Annotated in this window: 13 protein-coding genes; 6 read left to right on the forward strand and 7 right to left on the reverse strand. The window is 46.3% G+C overall.

Going from position 1 to position 17,600, the window contains the following annotated elements:
* The first annotated feature begins 359 nt into the window (after window positions 1-359).
* The 3 genes from VIA_RS01515 to VIA_RS01525 all read left to right on the forward strand — a co-directional run bounded on the left by VIA_RS01515 (window position 360) and on the right by VIA_RS01525 (window position 3,890).
* On the forward strand, window positions 360-2,030 hold the full coding sequence (locus VIA_RS01515) for a SulP family inorganic anion transporter (RefSeq protein ID WP_004410067.1): 1,671 nt from the start codon (window positions 360-362) through the stop codon (window positions 2,028-2,030).
* A gap of 170 nt (window positions 2,031-2,200) precedes the next feature.
* On the forward strand, window positions 2,201-3,118 hold the full coding sequence (locus tag VIA_RS01520; RefSeq protein WP_004410068.1) for an ABC transporter ATP-binding protein: 918 nt from the start codon (window positions 2,201-2,203) through the stop codon (window positions 3,116-3,118).
* 1 nt (window position 3,119) lies between these two features.
* Window positions 3,120-3,890 carry an ABC transporter permease gene (locus VIA_RS01525; RefSeq protein ID WP_004410069.1) on the forward strand — a complete coding sequence of 257 codons (771 nt, stop codon included), beginning with the start codon at window positions 3,120-3,122 and terminating at the stop codon, window positions 3,888-3,890.
* Between the two features lie 302 nt (window positions 3,891-4,192).
* Here the strand turns inward: VIA_RS01525 and panC are convergent, their stop codons facing one another.
* The 7 genes from panC to sfsA all read right to left on the reverse strand — a co-directional run bounded on the left by panC (window position 4,193) and on the right by sfsA (window position 10,113).
* Window positions 4,193-5,095, reverse strand: coding sequence for a pantoate--beta-alanine ligase (gene panC, locus VIA_RS01530; RefSeq protein ID WP_004410073.1), 903 nt, complete (start codon window positions 5,093-5,095; stop codon window positions 4,193-4,195).
* Between the two features lie 10 nt (window positions 5,096-5,105).
* Entirely contained in the window at window positions 5,106-5,900 is a 795-nt protein-coding gene (gene panB, locus VIA_RS01535; RefSeq protein WP_004410074.1) for a 3-methyl-2-oxobutanoate hydroxymethyltransferase, read from the reverse strand.
* A 22-nt stretch (window positions 5,901-5,922) separates the two neighbouring features.
* Window positions 5,923-6,408 (reverse strand): 2-amino-4-hydroxy-6-hydroxymethyldihydropteridine diphosphokinase, encoded by a 486-nt coding sequence (gene folK / locus VIA_RS01540; RefSeq protein ID WP_004410075.1) that lies wholly within the window; start codon window positions 6,406-6,408, stop codon window positions 5,923-5,925.
* Window positions 6,405-7,772: a polynucleotide adenylyltransferase PcnB gene (gene pcnB, locus VIA_RS01545; RefSeq protein WP_004417562.1), complete on the reverse strand. Its 1,368-nt coding sequence runs from the start codon at window positions 7,770-7,772 to the stop codon at window positions 6,405-6,407. Before pcnB ends, folK begins: the two co-directional genes overlap by 4 nt.
* Before the next feature lie 81 nt (window positions 7,773-7,853).
* Window positions 7,854-8,744 (reverse strand): tRNA glutamyl-Q(34) synthetase GluQRS, encoded by an 891-nt coding sequence (gene gluQRS, locus VIA_RS01550; protein WP_004410077.1) that lies wholly within the window; start codon window positions 8,742-8,744, stop codon window positions 7,854-7,856.
* A 70-nt stretch (window positions 8,745-8,814) separates the two neighbouring features.
* Window positions 8,815-9,261: an RNA polymerase-binding protein DksA gene (dksA, locus tag VIA_RS01555; protein ID WP_004410083.1), complete on the reverse strand. Its 447-nt coding sequence runs from the start codon at window positions 9,259-9,261 to the stop codon at window positions 8,815-8,817.
* 138 nt (window positions 9,262-9,399) lie between these two features.
* On the reverse strand, window positions 9,400-10,113 hold the full coding sequence (sfsA, locus tag VIA_RS01560) for a DNA/RNA nuclease SfsA (RefSeq protein ID WP_004417564.1): 714 nt from the start codon (window positions 10,111-10,113) through the stop codon (window positions 9,400-9,402).
* 62 nt (window positions 10,114-10,175) lie between these two features.
* Here sfsA and hrpB point away from each other — a divergent pair, with 62 nt between their 5' ends.
* The 3 genes from hrpB to VIA_RS01575 all read left to right on the forward strand — a co-directional run bounded on the left by hrpB (window position 10,176) and on the right by VIA_RS01575 (window position 17,386).
* Window positions 10,176-12,629 carry an ATP-dependent helicase HrpB gene (gene hrpB, locus VIA_RS01565; protein WP_004410087.1) on the forward strand — a complete coding sequence of 818 codons (2,454 nt, stop codon included), beginning with the start codon at window positions 10,176-10,178 and terminating at the stop codon, window positions 12,627-12,629.
* Entirely contained in the window at window positions 12,626-15,001 is a 2,376-nt protein-coding gene (gene mrcB / locus VIA_RS01570; protein WP_004410088.1) for a penicillin-binding protein 1B, read from the forward strand. Before hrpB ends, mrcB begins: the two co-directional genes overlap by 4 nt.
* A 135-nt stretch (window positions 15,002-15,136) precedes the next feature.
* The gene (locus tag VIA_RS01575; RefSeq protein ID WP_004410089.1) at window positions 15,137-17,386 is read left to right on the forward strand and encodes a patatin-like phospholipase family protein; all 2,250 of its coding nucleotides are present in this window, start codon (window positions 15,137-15,139) and stop codon (window positions 17,384-17,386) included.
* The last annotated feature ends 214 nt before the right edge of the window (window positions 17,387-17,600 follow it).

A 17,600-nucleotide genomic window follows, 5' to 3' on the forward strand; every position in this document is an offset into this window, starting at 1 on the left:
GTTCCCGTGAATATTGTGCGAAAAGGCACTCATCTGACGTGTTTGAGCGCTAAAAATCATAAACTTAGCACTCATCCTAACTAACGGTTATAACGTATGAGTGATGAGATGTGATTAACACTTATCTCTCCTAAGTAACATTTGTTAATATGATGAAATTAGCTACATTTCGCAGCGTTTTGATTACATTTTCTGCAAGATCTAGCTACAAAGTTTAGGGTTATTCTCGCTTACCTCTAGTGTATAGCAGCCTAGCCTAAAAGTAAGATGTCATTATTGCACCTCACTCAGTTTGAACACTTGGTGATTGAACGCATGTTTTGCGTTTAAGGTGCGCACAGTTAGCAGGGAGTAGCATTGTGTTCGCTAGTCGTTTTGAAGACATGAATCTCAAAGGAGATCTGTTTGGTGGCGTGACCACCGCTATTATCTCTTTACCTTTAGCGCTTGCCTTTGGTGTTGCATCCGGTGCGGGCGCAGAAGCGGGCTTATGGGGCGCTATTCTAGTGGGTTTATTTGCCTCACTGTTTGGTGGTTCTAATACCTTAATCTCCGAGCCAACCGGTCCAATGACCGTGATCATGACCGCGGTATTAACCAGTATGATGGCGAAATACCCCGAAACGGGCATGGCCATGACCTTCACCGTGGTCATGATGGCAGGGGCATTCCAGATACTTCTCGGTACCTTGAAGTTAGGAAAATACGTTACTTTGATGCCATATAGCGTGATATCGGGCTTTATGTCGGGTATTGGCGTTATTCTTATTATTCTGCAACTCTCACCATTACTTGGTCATGCCGCTCCCTCCGGCGGGGTGATGGGAACCCTTTCTGCACTGCCTGATACTGTCGCAAACATGAAGTTCAGTGAGCTGTTCTTGGGTTTACTGACATTAGGTATTCTGTTTTGTTTTCCTCGACGTTATCGAAAGTACGTACCAGCCCAGTTGGTTGCGTTGGTTGCGGTAACATTGCTGTCCGTTATTCTTTTTGATACCGATTCAATTCGCCGAATTGGTGAAATCCCTGCCGGTTTACCTTCTTTGGTTGTCCCACATATTGATGCTTCGATGTTCACTGAAATGGTGATCGATGCTTTGGTGCTAGGTACGCTGGGTTGTATTGATACTCTGTTAACCGCGGTAATCGGCGATTCATTAACACGTAAAGAGCACGATTCAGATAAAGAGCTGCGTGGCCAAGGTCTCGCCAATATGATTTCAGGCTTGTTTGGCGCGCTGCCAGGTGCAGGTGCAACGATGGGCACGGTAACCAATATTCAGGTTGGTGCCCGCTCTCCGCTCTCTGGAGTGATTCGTGCATTGATGCTTGCGCTCGTGGTACTTGTCGCTGGTGGGCTAACTGAACCTATCCCTATGGCAGTGCTGGCGGGTATTGCGGTGTATGTCGGCTTTAACATCCTCGATTGGAGTTTTATTCAGCGCGCCCACAGAGTCAGTTTTGCGGGTATGGCGATCATGTATGGCGTGATGCTGCTGACGGTGTTTGTCGATCTGATTGTTGCGGTTGGTCTTGGGGTGTTTATCTCGAACATTATTATCATTGAGCGCTTGAGCCGTGAGCAAGCACGCCAAGTGAAGGCGATCAGTGATGCTGATGAAGATGATGTGCCACTGAGTGATAGTGAGCGCGGTTTGCTTGATATGGCTAATGGCAAAGTGCTGTTTTTCTATCTGTCAGGCCCAATGATCTTCAGTGTATCAAAGGCGATATCTCGTCAACACACCAGTATTTCAGACTATGAAGTGATGATCCTCGATCTTACTGATGTTCCTATGATCGACGTGACGGTGGGGCTGGCACTAGAGAATGCGATTAAAGATGCGTTAGATACCAATTGCCAAGTTTACTTACTCTGTCCAAATGATAAAACGCGTCAACAACTTGAGAAGTTCCATGTGATCGACTTAGTGCCAGACGACAATACATTTAAGTTCCGTTATGAAGCCCTTAAAGCGGCAATTAAGCATGTCGAGAGCGATGAACACCAGACAGCGGTTATTTAAGTAACTCGCTGTTTTAAAAATAAACGCTGCAGTAAAAATCTGCGGCGTTTTTTATTTCTGATCTGCAATCATTATAATATTTCCAAATTATTCGAAAGGTCTAATTGTAATCATCGTTATTCAACGATAAACTGATTTACGATTGGACAAGCAATGGCAAAAAATATTCTATGTATGCACTTGAAATTGAGCAGCTTCGTAAGACCTATGCTGGAGGCTTCGAAGCGCTAAAAGGTATCAGCCTTAACGTGAAAAAGGGCGACTTCTACGCGTTACTCGGGCCGAATGGCGCGGGTAAATCGACGACAATTGGTGTGATTTCCTCATTGGTGAATAAGACTTCTGGCAAGGTGAAGGTGTTTGGCTTTGATATTGATAAGGACCTTGAACTGGCGAAGCAAAACCTTGGTTTAGTCCCTCAAGAGTTTAACTTTAACCAGTTTGAGACCGTTGAGCAGATCGTGCTGCAGCAAGCGGGTTATTACGGTGTCCCAAAGTCAGTAGCTAAAGAGCGAGCACAAAAATACCTGACTAAGCTCGATCTGTGGGAAAAACGCAGCGAACGTGCACGTAACTTATCCGGTGGTATGAAGCGACGTTTAATGATTGCTCGTGCCTTGATGCATGAACCTCAGTTACTGATTCTTGATGAGCCAACCGCTGGTGTTGATATCGAACTGCGTCGATCGATGTGGGAGTTTCTCAAAGAGATAAACTCTGAGCTAGGCATTACGATTATTCTGACGACTCACTACCTTGAAGAAGCAGAAATGTTGTGTCGCAATATCGGCATCATCAATAAGGGTGAGTTGATAGAGAATACCACCATGAAAGCCTTACTCGGTAAGCTGCATGTTGAGACGTTTATTCTTGATCTTGAAGAGGGCAGTGCTGAACCGAAATTGATTGGTGTAAACAGTCAAACCTATATTAATGGCTCTTTAGAGCTTGAGATTGATAAGAGCCAAGGGTTAAACGACATCTTTGCTCAACTGTCAGAGCAAGGCATTAAAGTGCTGTCGATGCGTAATAAAGCCAATCGCCTTGAAGAGCTGTTCGTCAGTATTGTACGAGAAGGGAGCCAATAATATGTACCGTTTGTATTGGACTGCGTTTTGCAGCTTGCTGACTAAAGAAGTGAATCGTTTTACCCGTATTTGGGTTCAGACTCTGGTTCCACCAGCGATCACGATGACATTGTATTTCATTATCTTCGGTAACCTGATTGGGTCACGTATTGGCGAGATGAACGGCTTTAGCTATATGGAGTATATTGTCCCTGGCCTTATCATGATGTCGGTGATCACCAACTCTTACTCGAATGTTGCCTCGTCATTCTTTAGTGCAAAACTGCAAAAGAACATCGAAGAGTTGTTGGTTGCACCGGTGCCAAACTATGTGATCATTGCTGGTTATGTCATGGGAGGAGTAACTCGAGGCTTGCTGGTCGGGACGATCGTTACTTTTGTCTCCTTGTTGTTTGTTGATCTTCAAGTTGAACATTGGGGGATCATTATTGCCACGGTATTTATGACCTCGGTGGTGTTTGCTCTCGGCGGTTTGATCAATGCTGTTTACGCAAAAACATTTGATGATATTTCGATCATTCCTACGTTTGTTTTGACGCCTCTGACTTACCTTGGTGGTGTGTTCTATTCGATCAGTCTATTGCCTGAATTTTGGCAAGGTGTGTCTAAGGTCAACCCTATCGTCTATATGGTCAATGCGTTCCGTTATGGCTTCTTAGGTGTGTCTGATGTGGGCATTGTGACTTCGTTCAGTGTGCTCGGCGTATTTGTTGTGGCACTTTACGCGGTGGCGCATTACTTAGTGACGCGCGGAATTGGCTTACGCAGTTAATAGCCTACGGTCATTCCATAGAGCGACGCAGGAGAGAGTAGGGAATCTCCATAAGTTTTCGACTTGCTAGAAGAGATCCCCAATTCGTTCGTTCCTCACTCTTGAGGATGACAGTGATAGAAAATGTTGTGTGGAGAGACGCTAGCACAGAGCGAGTCATTCCATAGAGCGACGCAGGAGAGAGTAGGGAATCTCCTTACGTTTTCGACTTTTTAGAAGAGTTCTCTAACTCATTCGTTGGTGACAGCAATAAAAAAGGGTTGATGCTTTCGCATCAACCCTTTTTAGCTTTTCACTGAGATCTATTCAGCGCTTGCTGATGGAGTCTCAGGCGCCTCTTCTTCCTTCTGCTCTACAACCATCTCAACCACTTGGTTATCGATCAAGCGAGCTTTGCCAAGGAATGCTGACATTAGAATGACAGCTTGAGTCGTCTCTTCGGTCACCGCTAGCAGTGTGCGTGCATCACGAATGAAGATCTCATCTGGATGTAAGCCTGCTGCGCGCAGTTGATCGCTCGCATCTTCAATCACAGAAGCGTAATCGTCACGACCGCCACGCATAGCACTGCTGATCCAACGCATGGTGCGTGCAAGCACAGGAGCGCGTTGACGTTCATCAATCGTTAGCAAGCCATTGCGAGAGCTCATGGCTAGGCCATCCATCTCACGCACCGTTGTTACACCGATGATTTCGATATCCATTGCCAAGTCTTCCGTCATCTTGCGAATGATCGCAAGTTGTTGAAAGTCTTTCTCGCCAAAGCAAGCTACGTCAGGTTGAACGATATTGAATAGCTTGGTCACCACAGTCGCAACACCACGGAAGTGGCCTGGACGTGAGGCACCTTCGAGGATGTTAGACAATCCAGGAACTTCCACAGAGCTCTGAGTTTCTACACCATTCGGGTAGATAATCTCTGCGGTTGGCGTGAATACTAGCTCCACACCTTCAGTGGTTAACTTGCTTAGGTCGTCTTCTAATGTGCGTGGGTAACTATTTAAATCATCAGCACGGTCAAACTGCATTGGGTTAACAAAAATGCTAACCACAACGATATCTGCATGTTCACGAGCTTTACGTACTAAAGTCAGGTGACCTTCGTGTAAATTGCCCATGGTAGGGACAAATGCCACTTTACGGCCATCTCGTTTGTACTGTTTGATTTGCTCGCGAAGCGCGGCAATTTCAGCAAAAGTTTGCATGGCTAAATCCTTACGCGATGGTATGCGCTTCGCTAGGGAAGGCACCACTTTCTACATCTTCCTTGTATTTGGCTACTGCTTTACGCATGTCACCTGTTTCAGCAAGGAAATTTTTCGAGAATTTTGGCATGTAGTTCGCTGCAATTCCAAACATATCGTGCATAACTAAGATCTGACCATCAGTTACGTTGCCTGCGCCGATACCAATGACAGGTACGTCACAAACTTCGGTAATACGCGCAGCAAGCTCTTTTGGTACACACTCAATTAAGATGATTTGTGCGCCAGCTTCTTGCAGTGCAAGAGCATCACGGACCATACGGTCAGCTTTATCTTGCTCGCGGCCTTGAACTTTAAAACCACCAAAGATATTAACCGATTGAGGTGTTAAGCCGAGGTGTGCACAAACGGGTACTGCACGTTCTGTAAGAGTCTTAACGGTATCAACTAACCAATCGCCGCCTTCGATCTTAACCATGTTTGCTCCAGCACGCATTAGCGCAGCAGCGCTCTCACACGCTTGCTCAGGCGTTGCATAGCTCATAAATGGCATATCAGCCATAAGTAGGCAGTTTGGGCTACCAGCGCGCACACAACGCGTGTGGTACGCAATCTCTTCTACAGTGACAGGTAGAGTAGAGGATTCGCCTTGAAGAACCATGCCTAGAGAGTCACCGACCAGCAGTACGGGCATCTCTTGGCTTTCAAATAGCTGGGCAAAGCTTGCATCGTAAGCGGTAGAAGTCGCAAATTTACGGCCTTCTTGCTTCCACTTCATCAGATCATTGATGGAAATTTTTTTCATGATTTTTCCTTACAGAATTTGGCTAAGGTTGCCAAACACGCAGACCGTTTTGGGCAACGACTTTGAGTAAGTCATCCAGTCTAGTCCCACATGGGAGGGTTAAATTTGGTGCGATCTCTGCGAGCGGATAGAGCACAAACTCACGCTCTTTCATTCCATAATGTGGAACCGTCAAACGCTCGGAATCCATCACCTCATTGCCATAAAGAAGAATATCGAGATCTAAGGTTCTTGGGCCCCAGCGTTCTTCTTTACGGACGCGCCCTTGCTCTAGTTCAATCGTTTGAGTGCAATTGAGTAGTTCAAGTGGCGTTAATTCTGTTGTCAGCTCAACAACCGCATTGATGTAGTCAGGTTGATCCTGAGGCCCCATCGGGGTGCTGCTGTAGAGCGACGAAGTTTGTACAAATTGCGTTTTAGGCACTTGTTTTAAAGCATCAATAGCTACGTTGGCTTGAGAAACAGGATCACCAAGATTACTGCCGACAGCAATAAATACGGTGGTCATGATGATGCCTTCGGCTTTTTCTTGCGGTAGTTTTTACGGCGACGCTGACGGGGTTGACCGTCGCCGCTCGCATCAAGGTCTGCTGCCATCGCTTGGCGCATGTTGCGGCCAGCGTTTTGGAAGGTTTCCCACCACTTAGCGAGCTCTTTGATTTCACCTTGCTCGATTTCACCGCGCATTTCCAAGAAATCGAAACCAGCACGGAACTTGTTAAGCTCCATCAGGCGGAATGCACGTTTACCATTGCGGCGAGGCATACGCAGTTGTAGCTGCCAGATTTCGCGAATTGTCGCGGTATGACGGCGCGGAATCGCAATCGTACGTACTTGATCATCAAGAATGTAGTTACTTGCTTCCATGATCGCATCGTAAGAAGAGAGCTTGCGCGTCTCCATCAACTGCTTCGCTTTCTCTTGAAGTGGGTACCAAAGCATAGCTGCGAACATGAAGGCTGGATTAATGCGTTTACCTTCTTCGATACGTTGGTCGGTCGAATCGAGTACTAGATCCAACATTTGCTCAGTCGGTGAGTCATACTCTTCAGTAAAGAACTCGGCAATCGTTGGGAATAGCTGCTGGAACAGATTGTACTCACGCATTAAGTGGTACGTCTCTAGGCCATGACCAGACTGCAGCATTTTCAGTGATTCTTCGTACAGACGAGCAGCTGGAATATCTTGCAGTAAGGTCGCCATCTCTTCGATTGGCGCAGCGGTATCTTCCTCGATATCAAAATCGAGTTTCACTGCGAAGCGAATAGCACGCAGCATACGCACAGGATCTTCGCGGTAGCGCGTCTCAGGGTCGCCGAGTAAGCGGATAAGCTTATCTTCTAGATCTTCATGGCCGCCAGCGTAATCGTGAATCGAGTAGTCGCCAATGTTGTAATACATCGCATTAACAGTGAAATCACGACGCTCAGCATCTTCATCGATTGTGCCATAAACGTTATCACGTAATAGCATGCCTTCTTTTGACTGCTGAGAAACGTTTTTGTTTGGCTCTTGGTGGTGACCACGGAAAGTGGCGACCTCAATGATGTCGCGACCAAACATAATGTGCGCAAGACGGAAGCGACGACCAATTAGGCGACAGTTCTTAAACAGTTGTCGGATCTGCTCTGGTGTTGCATTCGTCGCAATATCAAAATCTTTAGGCTGCTGGCCCAGTAATAAATCGCGGACGCCACCACCGACTAGGTACGCATCAAAGCCAGCACCATTAAGACGGTATAACACCTTCAATGCATTATCACTGATCTGTTTGCGCGAGATGTTATGTTCTTGGCGAGTAATAATGTTTAAAGCGAGCTCAGAAAATGTTTCTGTTTCGCTAGCTGTATAATCGTTTTTGTTCATGTGCATCTGGCAATAATTGGTCAAGCCAACCTTGCTTGAGTTTAATATTTTGGGCCCATCAGGGGCGAATTTGCGGCTAATAATAGCTTACAGCGAGCGGTTTGAGAATCTTGGTGTGATTTCAGTCGCTTTTGGCAACTGACTTATACGCCAATTTTTGACGCCCCACGCAATGATCTCTTCCACGTTGCTAAACTGAATTTCTTTATCAATATCAAAGCCTAAGAAACTCATTGCATCTAATAAAGCCGGCTTAGGATTGCAATTATCGATCGCTTTTGCATGATTTTGTTTGGACAATTTATGTCCACTTTCATCCAGCGCTAATGGCAGATGTAAGTAGCTGACTGGCTCTGCATCGAGCATTTGATAGAGACTAATCTGGCGTCCAGTCGGCTCGATAAGGTCAGCACCTCTCACCACTTCGGTGATGCCTTGCTCGATATCATCTAATACTACGGCAAGGTTGTAAGCAAATAACCCATCTCGGCGCTTTATAATAAAATCTTCATCTGCCAAAGCGGTGGGGATGCTTAAGGTGCCATGACGCTGATCTTCAAATTGGTATACCGGATGCGTCATCCGCAGGCGAATTGCGCATTGCTGATGATTTTGCAGTGCTAAATCGCGACAGGTCCCGGTATAGAACCCACCTGAGGCTTTGATTTGTTTACGGGTACATTGGCAGTAATACGCTTGACCAGATTCAAGCCAACGATTGATTTGCTCTTGATAGAGTTCGTGGCGCTGGCTTTGGTAAACTACTTCGCCATCCCAGTAGAGTTTATACGCTTCTAAGGTTTCTAGAATAAGCGAACTCGCGCCTGGCATTTCTCTCGGCGGATCAAGATCTTCAATACGAACTAACCACTCACCTTGTTGCGACTTAGCTTGGAAGTAACTGCCGAGTGCAGCAATGAGCGAACCAAAGTGTAATGGACCTGAAGGTGAGGGGGCGAAACGGCCAATATAACTCATAGATGAATACTGTTTTTAATAAACCAAAAAGGGAGCCAAGGCTCCCTTCAATAGTCAGACAAAGCAATCACTAGCCTTGCATCTGCTTCTCTTTGATTTCTGCAAGTGTTTTACAGTCAATACAAAGGTCTGCAGTTGGTCGAGCTTCAAGACGGCGAATACCAATCTCAACGCCACAAGATTCACAGAAGCCAAAATCATCTTCTTCGATTTTATTTAGCGTCTTTTCAATCTTTTTGATTAGGCGACGTTCACGATCACGGTTACGAAGCTCTAAGCTAAACTCTTCTTCTTGAGAAGCACGGTCAACGGGATCTGGAAAGTTTGCTGCTTCGTCCTGCATATGGTGCACAGTGCGATCAACTTCTTCCATGAGCTGGTTGCGCCAAGCTGATAAAATTTTTGTAAAATGAGCCATTTGCTCAGGTGACATGTATTCTTCACCTGCTTTCTCTTGGTATGGCTCAACCCCTGCAATGGCTAGGATGCCTAGCGCTTTTTTCTTTGATTCTGGCATGCAGCATCTCCTACTAACACCTAGTCAACTGCGCTCGCAGTTAATTTAAGGCGGGTATCTATAGCAAAAAGAGTCATCAGAGGCAAATACTGGTGAGTAAAGTTATTGTCAATGTGAAGGCGTCATCACTTTTAGCCGTTAATGACTGAAATTGAGCGCTTCGACTAATTTTATCTCACTGTTGGAAAGTTGTGCTTTGTAGCACAGGACTTCCACTCCTTGCTCTTGTGCGTCTTTTAGTAATTGTGAATATTTGGCGTCTATATGGGTTGCAGGAGAAACTTTTTCAATACCTGAATGTAAAACAGTAAACAAAAGTACCGCTCTGCTTCCACTTTGCGCCATTTCTGTGAGTTCTCTCAGATGTTTCTGACCGCGTGTTGTGACGGCATCTGGGAAATACCCTTGCCCCGGTTTTTCTTCATCCAATAAGGTGACGCTTTTAACCTCTATATAGCATTTTGGTGCATTTTCTGAATTGAGCAAGATATCAATCCGGCTATTTTCTTTGCCATACTTCACCTCAGTTTGAAGTAGGTCGTATCCTTGCAGCTCTTTAATGACACCAGACTCGATAGCTTCGACGGCTAATTGATTGGCTCTCGCGGTGTTAATACAGATGCGATGGCCTAAGGCCGTTTCAGTCAGTTCCCAACTGTTAGGGTATTTTCTTTTCGGGTTATCAGAGGTGGAATACCACACTTTGTTACCTTGAGTCGCACAACCTGTCATTGCCCCTGTGTTGGCGCAATGAATGGTGCGCTCACTGCCGTCTGGCAAACTAATGTCAGTCAGAAAGCGTTTGTAGCGTTTGATTAATGTGGCTTGTTCTAATGCTGGTTCGAACTTCATTTGGGACTGGCTACTGTTTTTATGTACAATACTTGCCAACATTACACCACAAGGTTCCCCCATTGTCACAATTGCCTATTCAAGGCGTGATGCCAGAGCTACTCTCTGGTGTGCGCGAAAGCTCTCAGCTGATTTTAAAAGCGGCTCCTGGTGCAGGTAAATCGACCTACTTTCCTTTGCAATTGCTATTGGAAAAGGTGGTGGATGGCAAAATCATTATGCTTGAACCAAGACGCTTAGCGGCGAGAAACATTGCCCGCTACCTTGCTAGTCAGCTTGGCGAAAATGTCGGTGAACGCATTGGTTACCGTGTCCGTGGGGAGAAAAAAACCAGTGCGCGTACTCAGCTTGAAGTGGTGACGGAAGGGGTTCTGACTCGCATGATCCAATCGGATCCTGAATTGTCAGGTGTTGACCTAGTGATCTTTGATGAGTTCCATGAGCGCAGCATTCATGCCGACACCGCGTTAGCTTTTTGTTTAGAAATTCAAGAAGCGCTGCGTGACGATCTTAAATTGGTAGTGATGTCGGCGACACTTGATCAGAATGCTTTGGGCAAGTTGCTTCCTGAGGCGGTTTTTATTGAGTCTCACGGGCGCAGTTACCCAGTCGAGTTTCGTTATATCAACGCCAAAGCCAATGATCGCTTAGAAGATCTGATGACCAAGCAGATCACTAGCCTGATGAGTAGCGAAAGCGGCTCATTATTAGCATTTTTACCCGGTGTGGCAGCAATCAAACGCGTCGAAGAAAGATTGCAAACTCTCTCCTCAGATATTCAAGTGTGTCCCTTGTATGGACAGTTGGATTTTGCTCAGCAGCAGGCAGCGATTCAACCTGCTAGTAGCGGGTTACGTAAAGTGGTCTTGGCAACCAACATCGCAGAAACGTCATTGACGATTGAAGGCATCCGTTTGGTGGTCGATTCAGGTTTAGAACGTGTCGCTAAGTTTGATTTGAAAAGTGGTGTCACCCGTCTAGAGCAGGTAAGGATTGCGCAATCTTCTGCCGAGCAACGGGCAGGACGGGCCGGTCGTATCGAGCCTGGAATTTGTGTGCGTCTGTACAGCGAAGGGCAACTCAATCAGCAACCTTATGTTCCTCAGCCAGAAATTGTCCACAGTGACTTAGCAAACTTAGTTTTAGAGTTAGCGCAATGGGGGGCACAAAACCCAGATGACTTAGGCTGGTTAGATACTCCTCCTGCCGCGGCGGTCAATCAAGCCAAGTCGTTATTGCTGCAGCTTGGCTTACTCGATAACAAGGGGCAGCTTACAGAAACGGGCATACTCGCGGGTGAGCTTGGATTAGAACCGAGAAGTAGCGCGATGCTGGCGAATGCGAAGGGTGAATTGAATACCGCGCTGGCGATTATCGCTTTACTCGAAGAGCCTGAGCGAAACGTGCTGGACTTTATGCATAGTGTTCACCGCTTAAAAATAGCGAAACACAGTAAGCAAAAACTAGTGACTCAACGAGCAAAAACACTTGCGGCAAAAATGAAGCATCGCTTTGAACTCTCACAGGTCGATGAATCTCATGTCGCTTGGTTACTGGCAATAGCCTTTCCAGACCGAATTGCGCAGTTGCGACGTAATCAATTGGGCCGATTTGTTCTTGCCAATGGTCATGGCGCGCAAGTTCAAGAGAGTGAGCGTCTTGCAGGTAGTGATTATCTTGTTGTCATCGACCTGATGCGTAGCCAGTCCGATTCATCGATGATCTATTCTGCGCTTGAGCTGGATATTGTTCAGTTGCAGTCCCACTGCCCAGATTTATTTATTGTGCAGGACAGCGTTGATTGGGATGAACAGAAAGGACGCTTAGTTGCAGAGCAGCAAACAAAATTAGGCCGACTGGTGATTGAGAGTAAAGCGCTACCTGAGCCGTCTAGCGAAAAAATGACCGAAGCTTTACTTACTTTTATTCAGCGTAAAGGGCTATCGGTATTAAATTGGAACCCAGCTAGCCAAGAGCTATTAGAGCGGATTCGTTGTGGGCAGGAGTGGTTACCAGAACAGTCCTGGCCAGAGCTTGATGATGCGAGCCTGTTGGCGAATTTAGATGCGTGGTTAGCGCCTTATTTGAATGGCGTTAACTCAGTCAAAGCATTGGCTAAAGTGGATCTTGAAGCTGCGCTGTTAGCTTATTTGGGCTGGCCATTGAATCAAGACATAGAGCAACTGCTGCCAACCCACTACCAAGTGCCAACTGGAAGCAGAAAGAAAATTCGTTACCAACAGGGGCAAGAGCCGGTGTTATCGGTGCGCATGCAAGAAGTGTTTGGTGAACAAGCGTCACCAGAAATTGCTCAAGGTAGAAAGCGACTGGTATTGGAGTTACTCTCTCCGGCGCAAAGGCCGCTGCAGGTGACCCGAGACTTAGCAAGTTTTTGGGCGGGCGCTTACAAAGAAGTACAAAAAGAGATGAAAGGGCGCTATCCAAAACATGTATGGCCGGATAATCCAGCAACGCATGTAGCGACAACTAAAACCAAACGACAGCTAAATTCATGACTAAGAAAAACACCACGGCGACGACGAAGAGCAAAACAAGTAAAACGACGAAGAGTGCCGCTCGAAAGCCAAGTCGAAAGTCGCCCAAGCGCAAACCGAATACCTCGGCAAAGCATCGTTGGCTAAAAATATTGTGGGGAATTGGTTGGAAGCTCGGCGTGGCTGTGTTTGCCGTGTTGCTGTTCGTTGGTATCTACCTTGATAGCGTCGTCAAACAGCGCTTTGAGGGGCAACTGTTTGACTTGCCTACGGTAGTGTATGCGCGAATCCTGAACTTGGCGCCTGGTGATTCGATTACCATTCAAGAAGTACGTAACGAGTTGGATGTACTGAACTACCGTAAGGTGCGTCAGCCCCGTTATCCCGGTGAGTACTCGTCATCATCAACAAAAATTGAGCTGATTCGCCGACCATTTGAGTTTAGCGATGGCCCAGAGCCTGATCGTCATGTGATGCTGCATTTCGATTCTAGCAGCGTAACCCGTATTCAATCTCTAGAGCAAAAAGGGGATATGGGTTACTTACGTATCGAGCCAAAAATGTTGGGGATGTTGGAAAAGAATAACGATCAACAACGTCTGTTCTTGCGTCGAGACCAATTTCCTGAAGTGATGGTTGATGCACTGCTAGTCACAGAAGATCGCGACTTCTATCAGCATGATGGTGTTTCACCGTTGGCGATTGCTCGTGCTTTGGTTGCCAACGTTAAAGCGGGCCGCACGGTTCAAGGCGGTAGTACCTTGACTCAGCAGTTAGCAAAAAACATCTTCCTTTCTAGTGATCGAACCTTGTGGCGAAAAGTGCGTGAAGCCTATATCGCACTGATCCTCGACTACCGTTACAGTAAAGATCGCATCTTAGAAGCGTATTTAAACGAAGTTTATTTAGGTCAAAGCGGTGGTGAGGCGGTACATGGTTTTGGTCTTGCTTCTCGCCTTTACTTCGGTCAGCCAATTCAAGAACTGCGCATCGATCAATTGGCTTTGCTGGTGGGTATGGTGAAAGGCCCATCTTATTACAACCCGATTCGTTTTCCTGAACGTGCTAAAAAGCGCCGTGATCTCGTGCTGCGCTTGATGATGCAGCAAGATATTTTAACCGCCAATCAATTTGATATGGCGGCGAGTCGACCGCTGGATATTCAAGACAATCCGCGCATTGCGAGCAGACAGCCTGCTTACTTCCAACAACTCAAGATTGAGCTGAAGGAAAAAGTCGGTGAAGCGTTCCAGTCGGATGTGGGCTTACGAGTATTTACCTCACTTGATCCGGTTTCACAGCAAAAACTAGAGCAAGCGATCGCACGTAAGATCCCTCAGTTAGCGAGTGTGGCGGGCAAATCATTGGAAGGTGCAGCGGTTGCGGTTGACCGTCATACGGGTGAAATCCGCGCCATGGTTGGCGGCAAACGCACTGGTTATGATGGCTTTAACCGTGCGCTAAATGCCAGTCGTCAAATTGGCTCGTTAGCTAAACCAGCTGTTTATCTTGCCGCGTTAGAGCAGCCAGAGAAATATAACTTAGCAACCACCTTGCATGATAAGCCGATTAGCTTAAAGGGCAGTAAAGGTAATGTTTGGTCGCCAAGAAACTATGACCGTAAGTTTCGTGGCGATGTGCCGCTCTATACCGCATTGGCAAAATCACTCAACGTACCCACGGTTGAGCTTGGCATGCAGGTCGGTATACCAAGCGTGGTGAAAACATTAGAGAAGCTTGGGGTGGATAAGAGTGAAATACGCCCCGTGCCATCAATGTTCTTAGGCTCGTTTACCTTAACGCCATTTCAGGTTGCGCAGATGTACCAAACGCTGACCAATTCTGGCAAACAAGCGAAATTGTCCGCGCTACGTTCAGTGATTGATCTCGATGGCAACGTACTATTCCAATCGTTGCCGCGAGTTTCTCAAACGGTTGACCAACAAGCGGCATGGTTGACGACTTACGCCATGAAGCGTGGGGTATTAGAAGGCACTGGACGCTACCTCAATAGTCAATTCTCTTGGGCGGCACTAGCAGGTAAAACCGGTACCAGTAATGACACCAAAGATAGTTGGTTTGTCGGTGTTGATGGCCGTGAGGTGACCACCATTTGGTTAGGGCGTGATGATAATAAGTCGACTAAGCTAACGGGTTCGAGTGGTGCGCTGCGAGTTTACGCTGAGTACCTAAAACATCGTATTCCACAAAAGCTGGCACTGCCTTGGCCACAAGGGATCTCAACTTATGGCTTTGCAAAAACCGCCCAGGGCAATTTGGCTCTCGATTGCAGCAATGAATTTAAGTTACCAATCTGGGATGCCCAAGGGGCGTTTAAGAGCCAGTGTGACAACCAACCGAAGCAGTGGATCAAAAAACTATTTAGCTGGTAGCGATCAATTTGATGAAAAATTAAGAGAATTAGGTCTTTACGCCATTTTACGCACCCAGTATAAACGTAGGAACGAACTTAGAAAGGAACTCGCACTGTGAGAACGATGACTTATCTCATCATAAGCATATTCAGCATGATGACATTTGGTGTGATGGCGCAATCGACAGAAAAGCAAGCGCCAAGACCTAAAGTTGCTTTGGTACTAGCTGGTGGAGGTGCCAAAGGTGCGGCTCATATCGGCGTGCTAAAAGCGCTCGAAGAGTTAAGAGTTCCTGTTGATTACATTACCGGGACCAGTATGGGCTCCTTTGTTGGTGGTTTATACGCGACAGGGATGAGCGCCGAAGAGATCGAAGCTTTTATCGAAACGGTCGATTGGAATAGCGGTTATCGTGATCGTGTCGATCGTAGTCAGCGTAAAGTGCAAGACAAGGAGTACGAAGATAGGTATCAATTGACGACCGATCTTGGGCTGCGCTGGGGAGAAATTCGCGGTACTAAGGGCATTGTTCAAGGACAGGGCATGCTTAAGTTATTACGTGAAACCGCGGGTAACCTTCCTCCTTTCCAGTCGTTTGATCAACTCGCGATCCCTTACCGATCTGTTGCAACTGATATTGTTAACTTAGAGCCAGTGGTTATTGGTGATGGCTATCTTGTCGATGCGATGATGGCGAGCATGTCGGTTCCCGGTGCTTTGCCTCCGTATAAGTTAGATGGCAAGTTGTTAGTCGACGGTGGGGTGACCAACAATATGCCGGTTGATGTTGCTCGTGAGCTGGGTGCTGATATCGTTATTGCGGTTGATATCAGTACTGAATATAAGAATGAAGAAGATTTTACCAACTTATTCAGTGTTGCTGATCAGCTTTCAAACTACTTAGTTCGCAGTACAACGAATCATCAGGCTGAGACATTAACTGAGGATGACTACTTCCTTCGTCCTAAAGTTGGCAAGATGGAAACCACTGAGTTTGATCGAATGCCAGAGGCATTCGAGAAGGGCTATCAAGAAGCGATGACGTTCAAGGATGAATTGAGCAAGTTGAGTTTGTCTACTGCAGACTACCAAGAGTATGTTGAGCAGAAACAAGATGCGCGGCGCACGCTACGTTATGGTGATGATATTACGGTTGAAAATATCGTGATCAATAACCACACCCACTATTCTGACGACTTGCTTGAGAAGCGCTTAGGTCTTGAAGAAGGGGAGCAGTACAAAATTGCTCAAGTGGAGGATAGTGTTCAGGCTCTGTATGCATTAGATCGTTTTGAGCTCGTGACCTATCGCTATGATGAAGTCGATGGTCAAGATAGCTTAATATTCGATGTGAACGAGAAGTCCTGGGGGCCCAATTACGTCAATTTCCGCTTTTTCTTAGAAGATGATTTCTCTACAGATAGTCAATACTCTCTTGGCACTTCTGCCAATTTTACTAACTTAAATGCTCATGGCGCAGAGCTGCGAACTAACTTTGAAATTGGTACCGACAAACTGATCGAGTTCGAGTTTTACTCACCGTTCTTATCCACGCAAAAGAGCTTTACGACATTTGGTGTGTCTTACAGCAACGAAAAGCGTAATGCGCCTGTTACTGGTTTTGAAGATACGTCACTTGAGGCGACAGAAAATTATCTTCCGGTTTCATACCATGAGTGGGCAGCCGAGTGGGCGATAGGCTATCAAGATACCTTGTGGCGCCGTTTTATGCTTGGTGCTCGTTATGTGGATGGTGAAGGAGAGTTATCGACCTTACCACTCTACGGAGATGTCTCTTTTACCCGTTTAGGGGCTTTTGCTAGCTACCGAATTGATACCTTAGATAACTACAGTTTACCGACTAAAGGGGTCTACTTAGATCTTGATTACATGGTGTCACATGATAAGAGTGTTGGTGATACCCAACTTGTTGAGCAGCAGAGAGACGAAGATACGTCTTACGAATTTGGTGCTAAGCTAATCGCCGCTCATACTTTTTCTCGCCATACTTTGGTCGCAAATGCGGAGCTTGGGTTTGTGACCAGTAAGAACTCATCGGTGCCTATTGATCCGAAAGAGATTGGCGGCTTTTTGAATCTGTCGGGTATTCCGCGCAATAGCCTAATTGGTGAGAACAAGGCGTTTGGTAGTCTGATATATCGTTATCGCTGGTTTGATAATGACTTTGGTTTGTTCACCTCGCCTTTCTATGTCGGCACCTCGTTAGAGTATGGTGGGGTCTGGTCTGGTCAGGATACTGATCTGGGCGATGCGCCATTATATGTTGCAGGTTCGGTCTTTGCCGGGGTCGATTCGCCGATCGGCCCGATTATGCTTGGTTATGGCCGAACAGAACAAAACTATGACTCTGTCTACCTGATTATCGGTACAACATTTAAGTAGTGTTTCGTTGTATCTATGGGCTATTCCCATTTCTTATGAGGTGGGAATAGTCATGATAAGTGAGTAAAAATCATAAAACTTTAGTCTTAAGTTGCTATGTTGGTCAAAATGATGAGATTTTAATTTAAGGTTAAATTTGCTATCCTACCGCCCACAGTTTGGCCTCTCTGGCACTGTTTCTCAGTCAGCATTGAATGAAAAATATGGCAAGGAG

It is taken from the genome of Vibrio orientalis CIP 102891 = ATCC 33934, assembly GCF_000176235.1.
GTDB classification, from domain to species: Bacteria; Pseudomonadota; Gammaproteobacteria; order Enterobacterales; family Vibrionaceae; genus Vibrio; species Vibrio orientalis.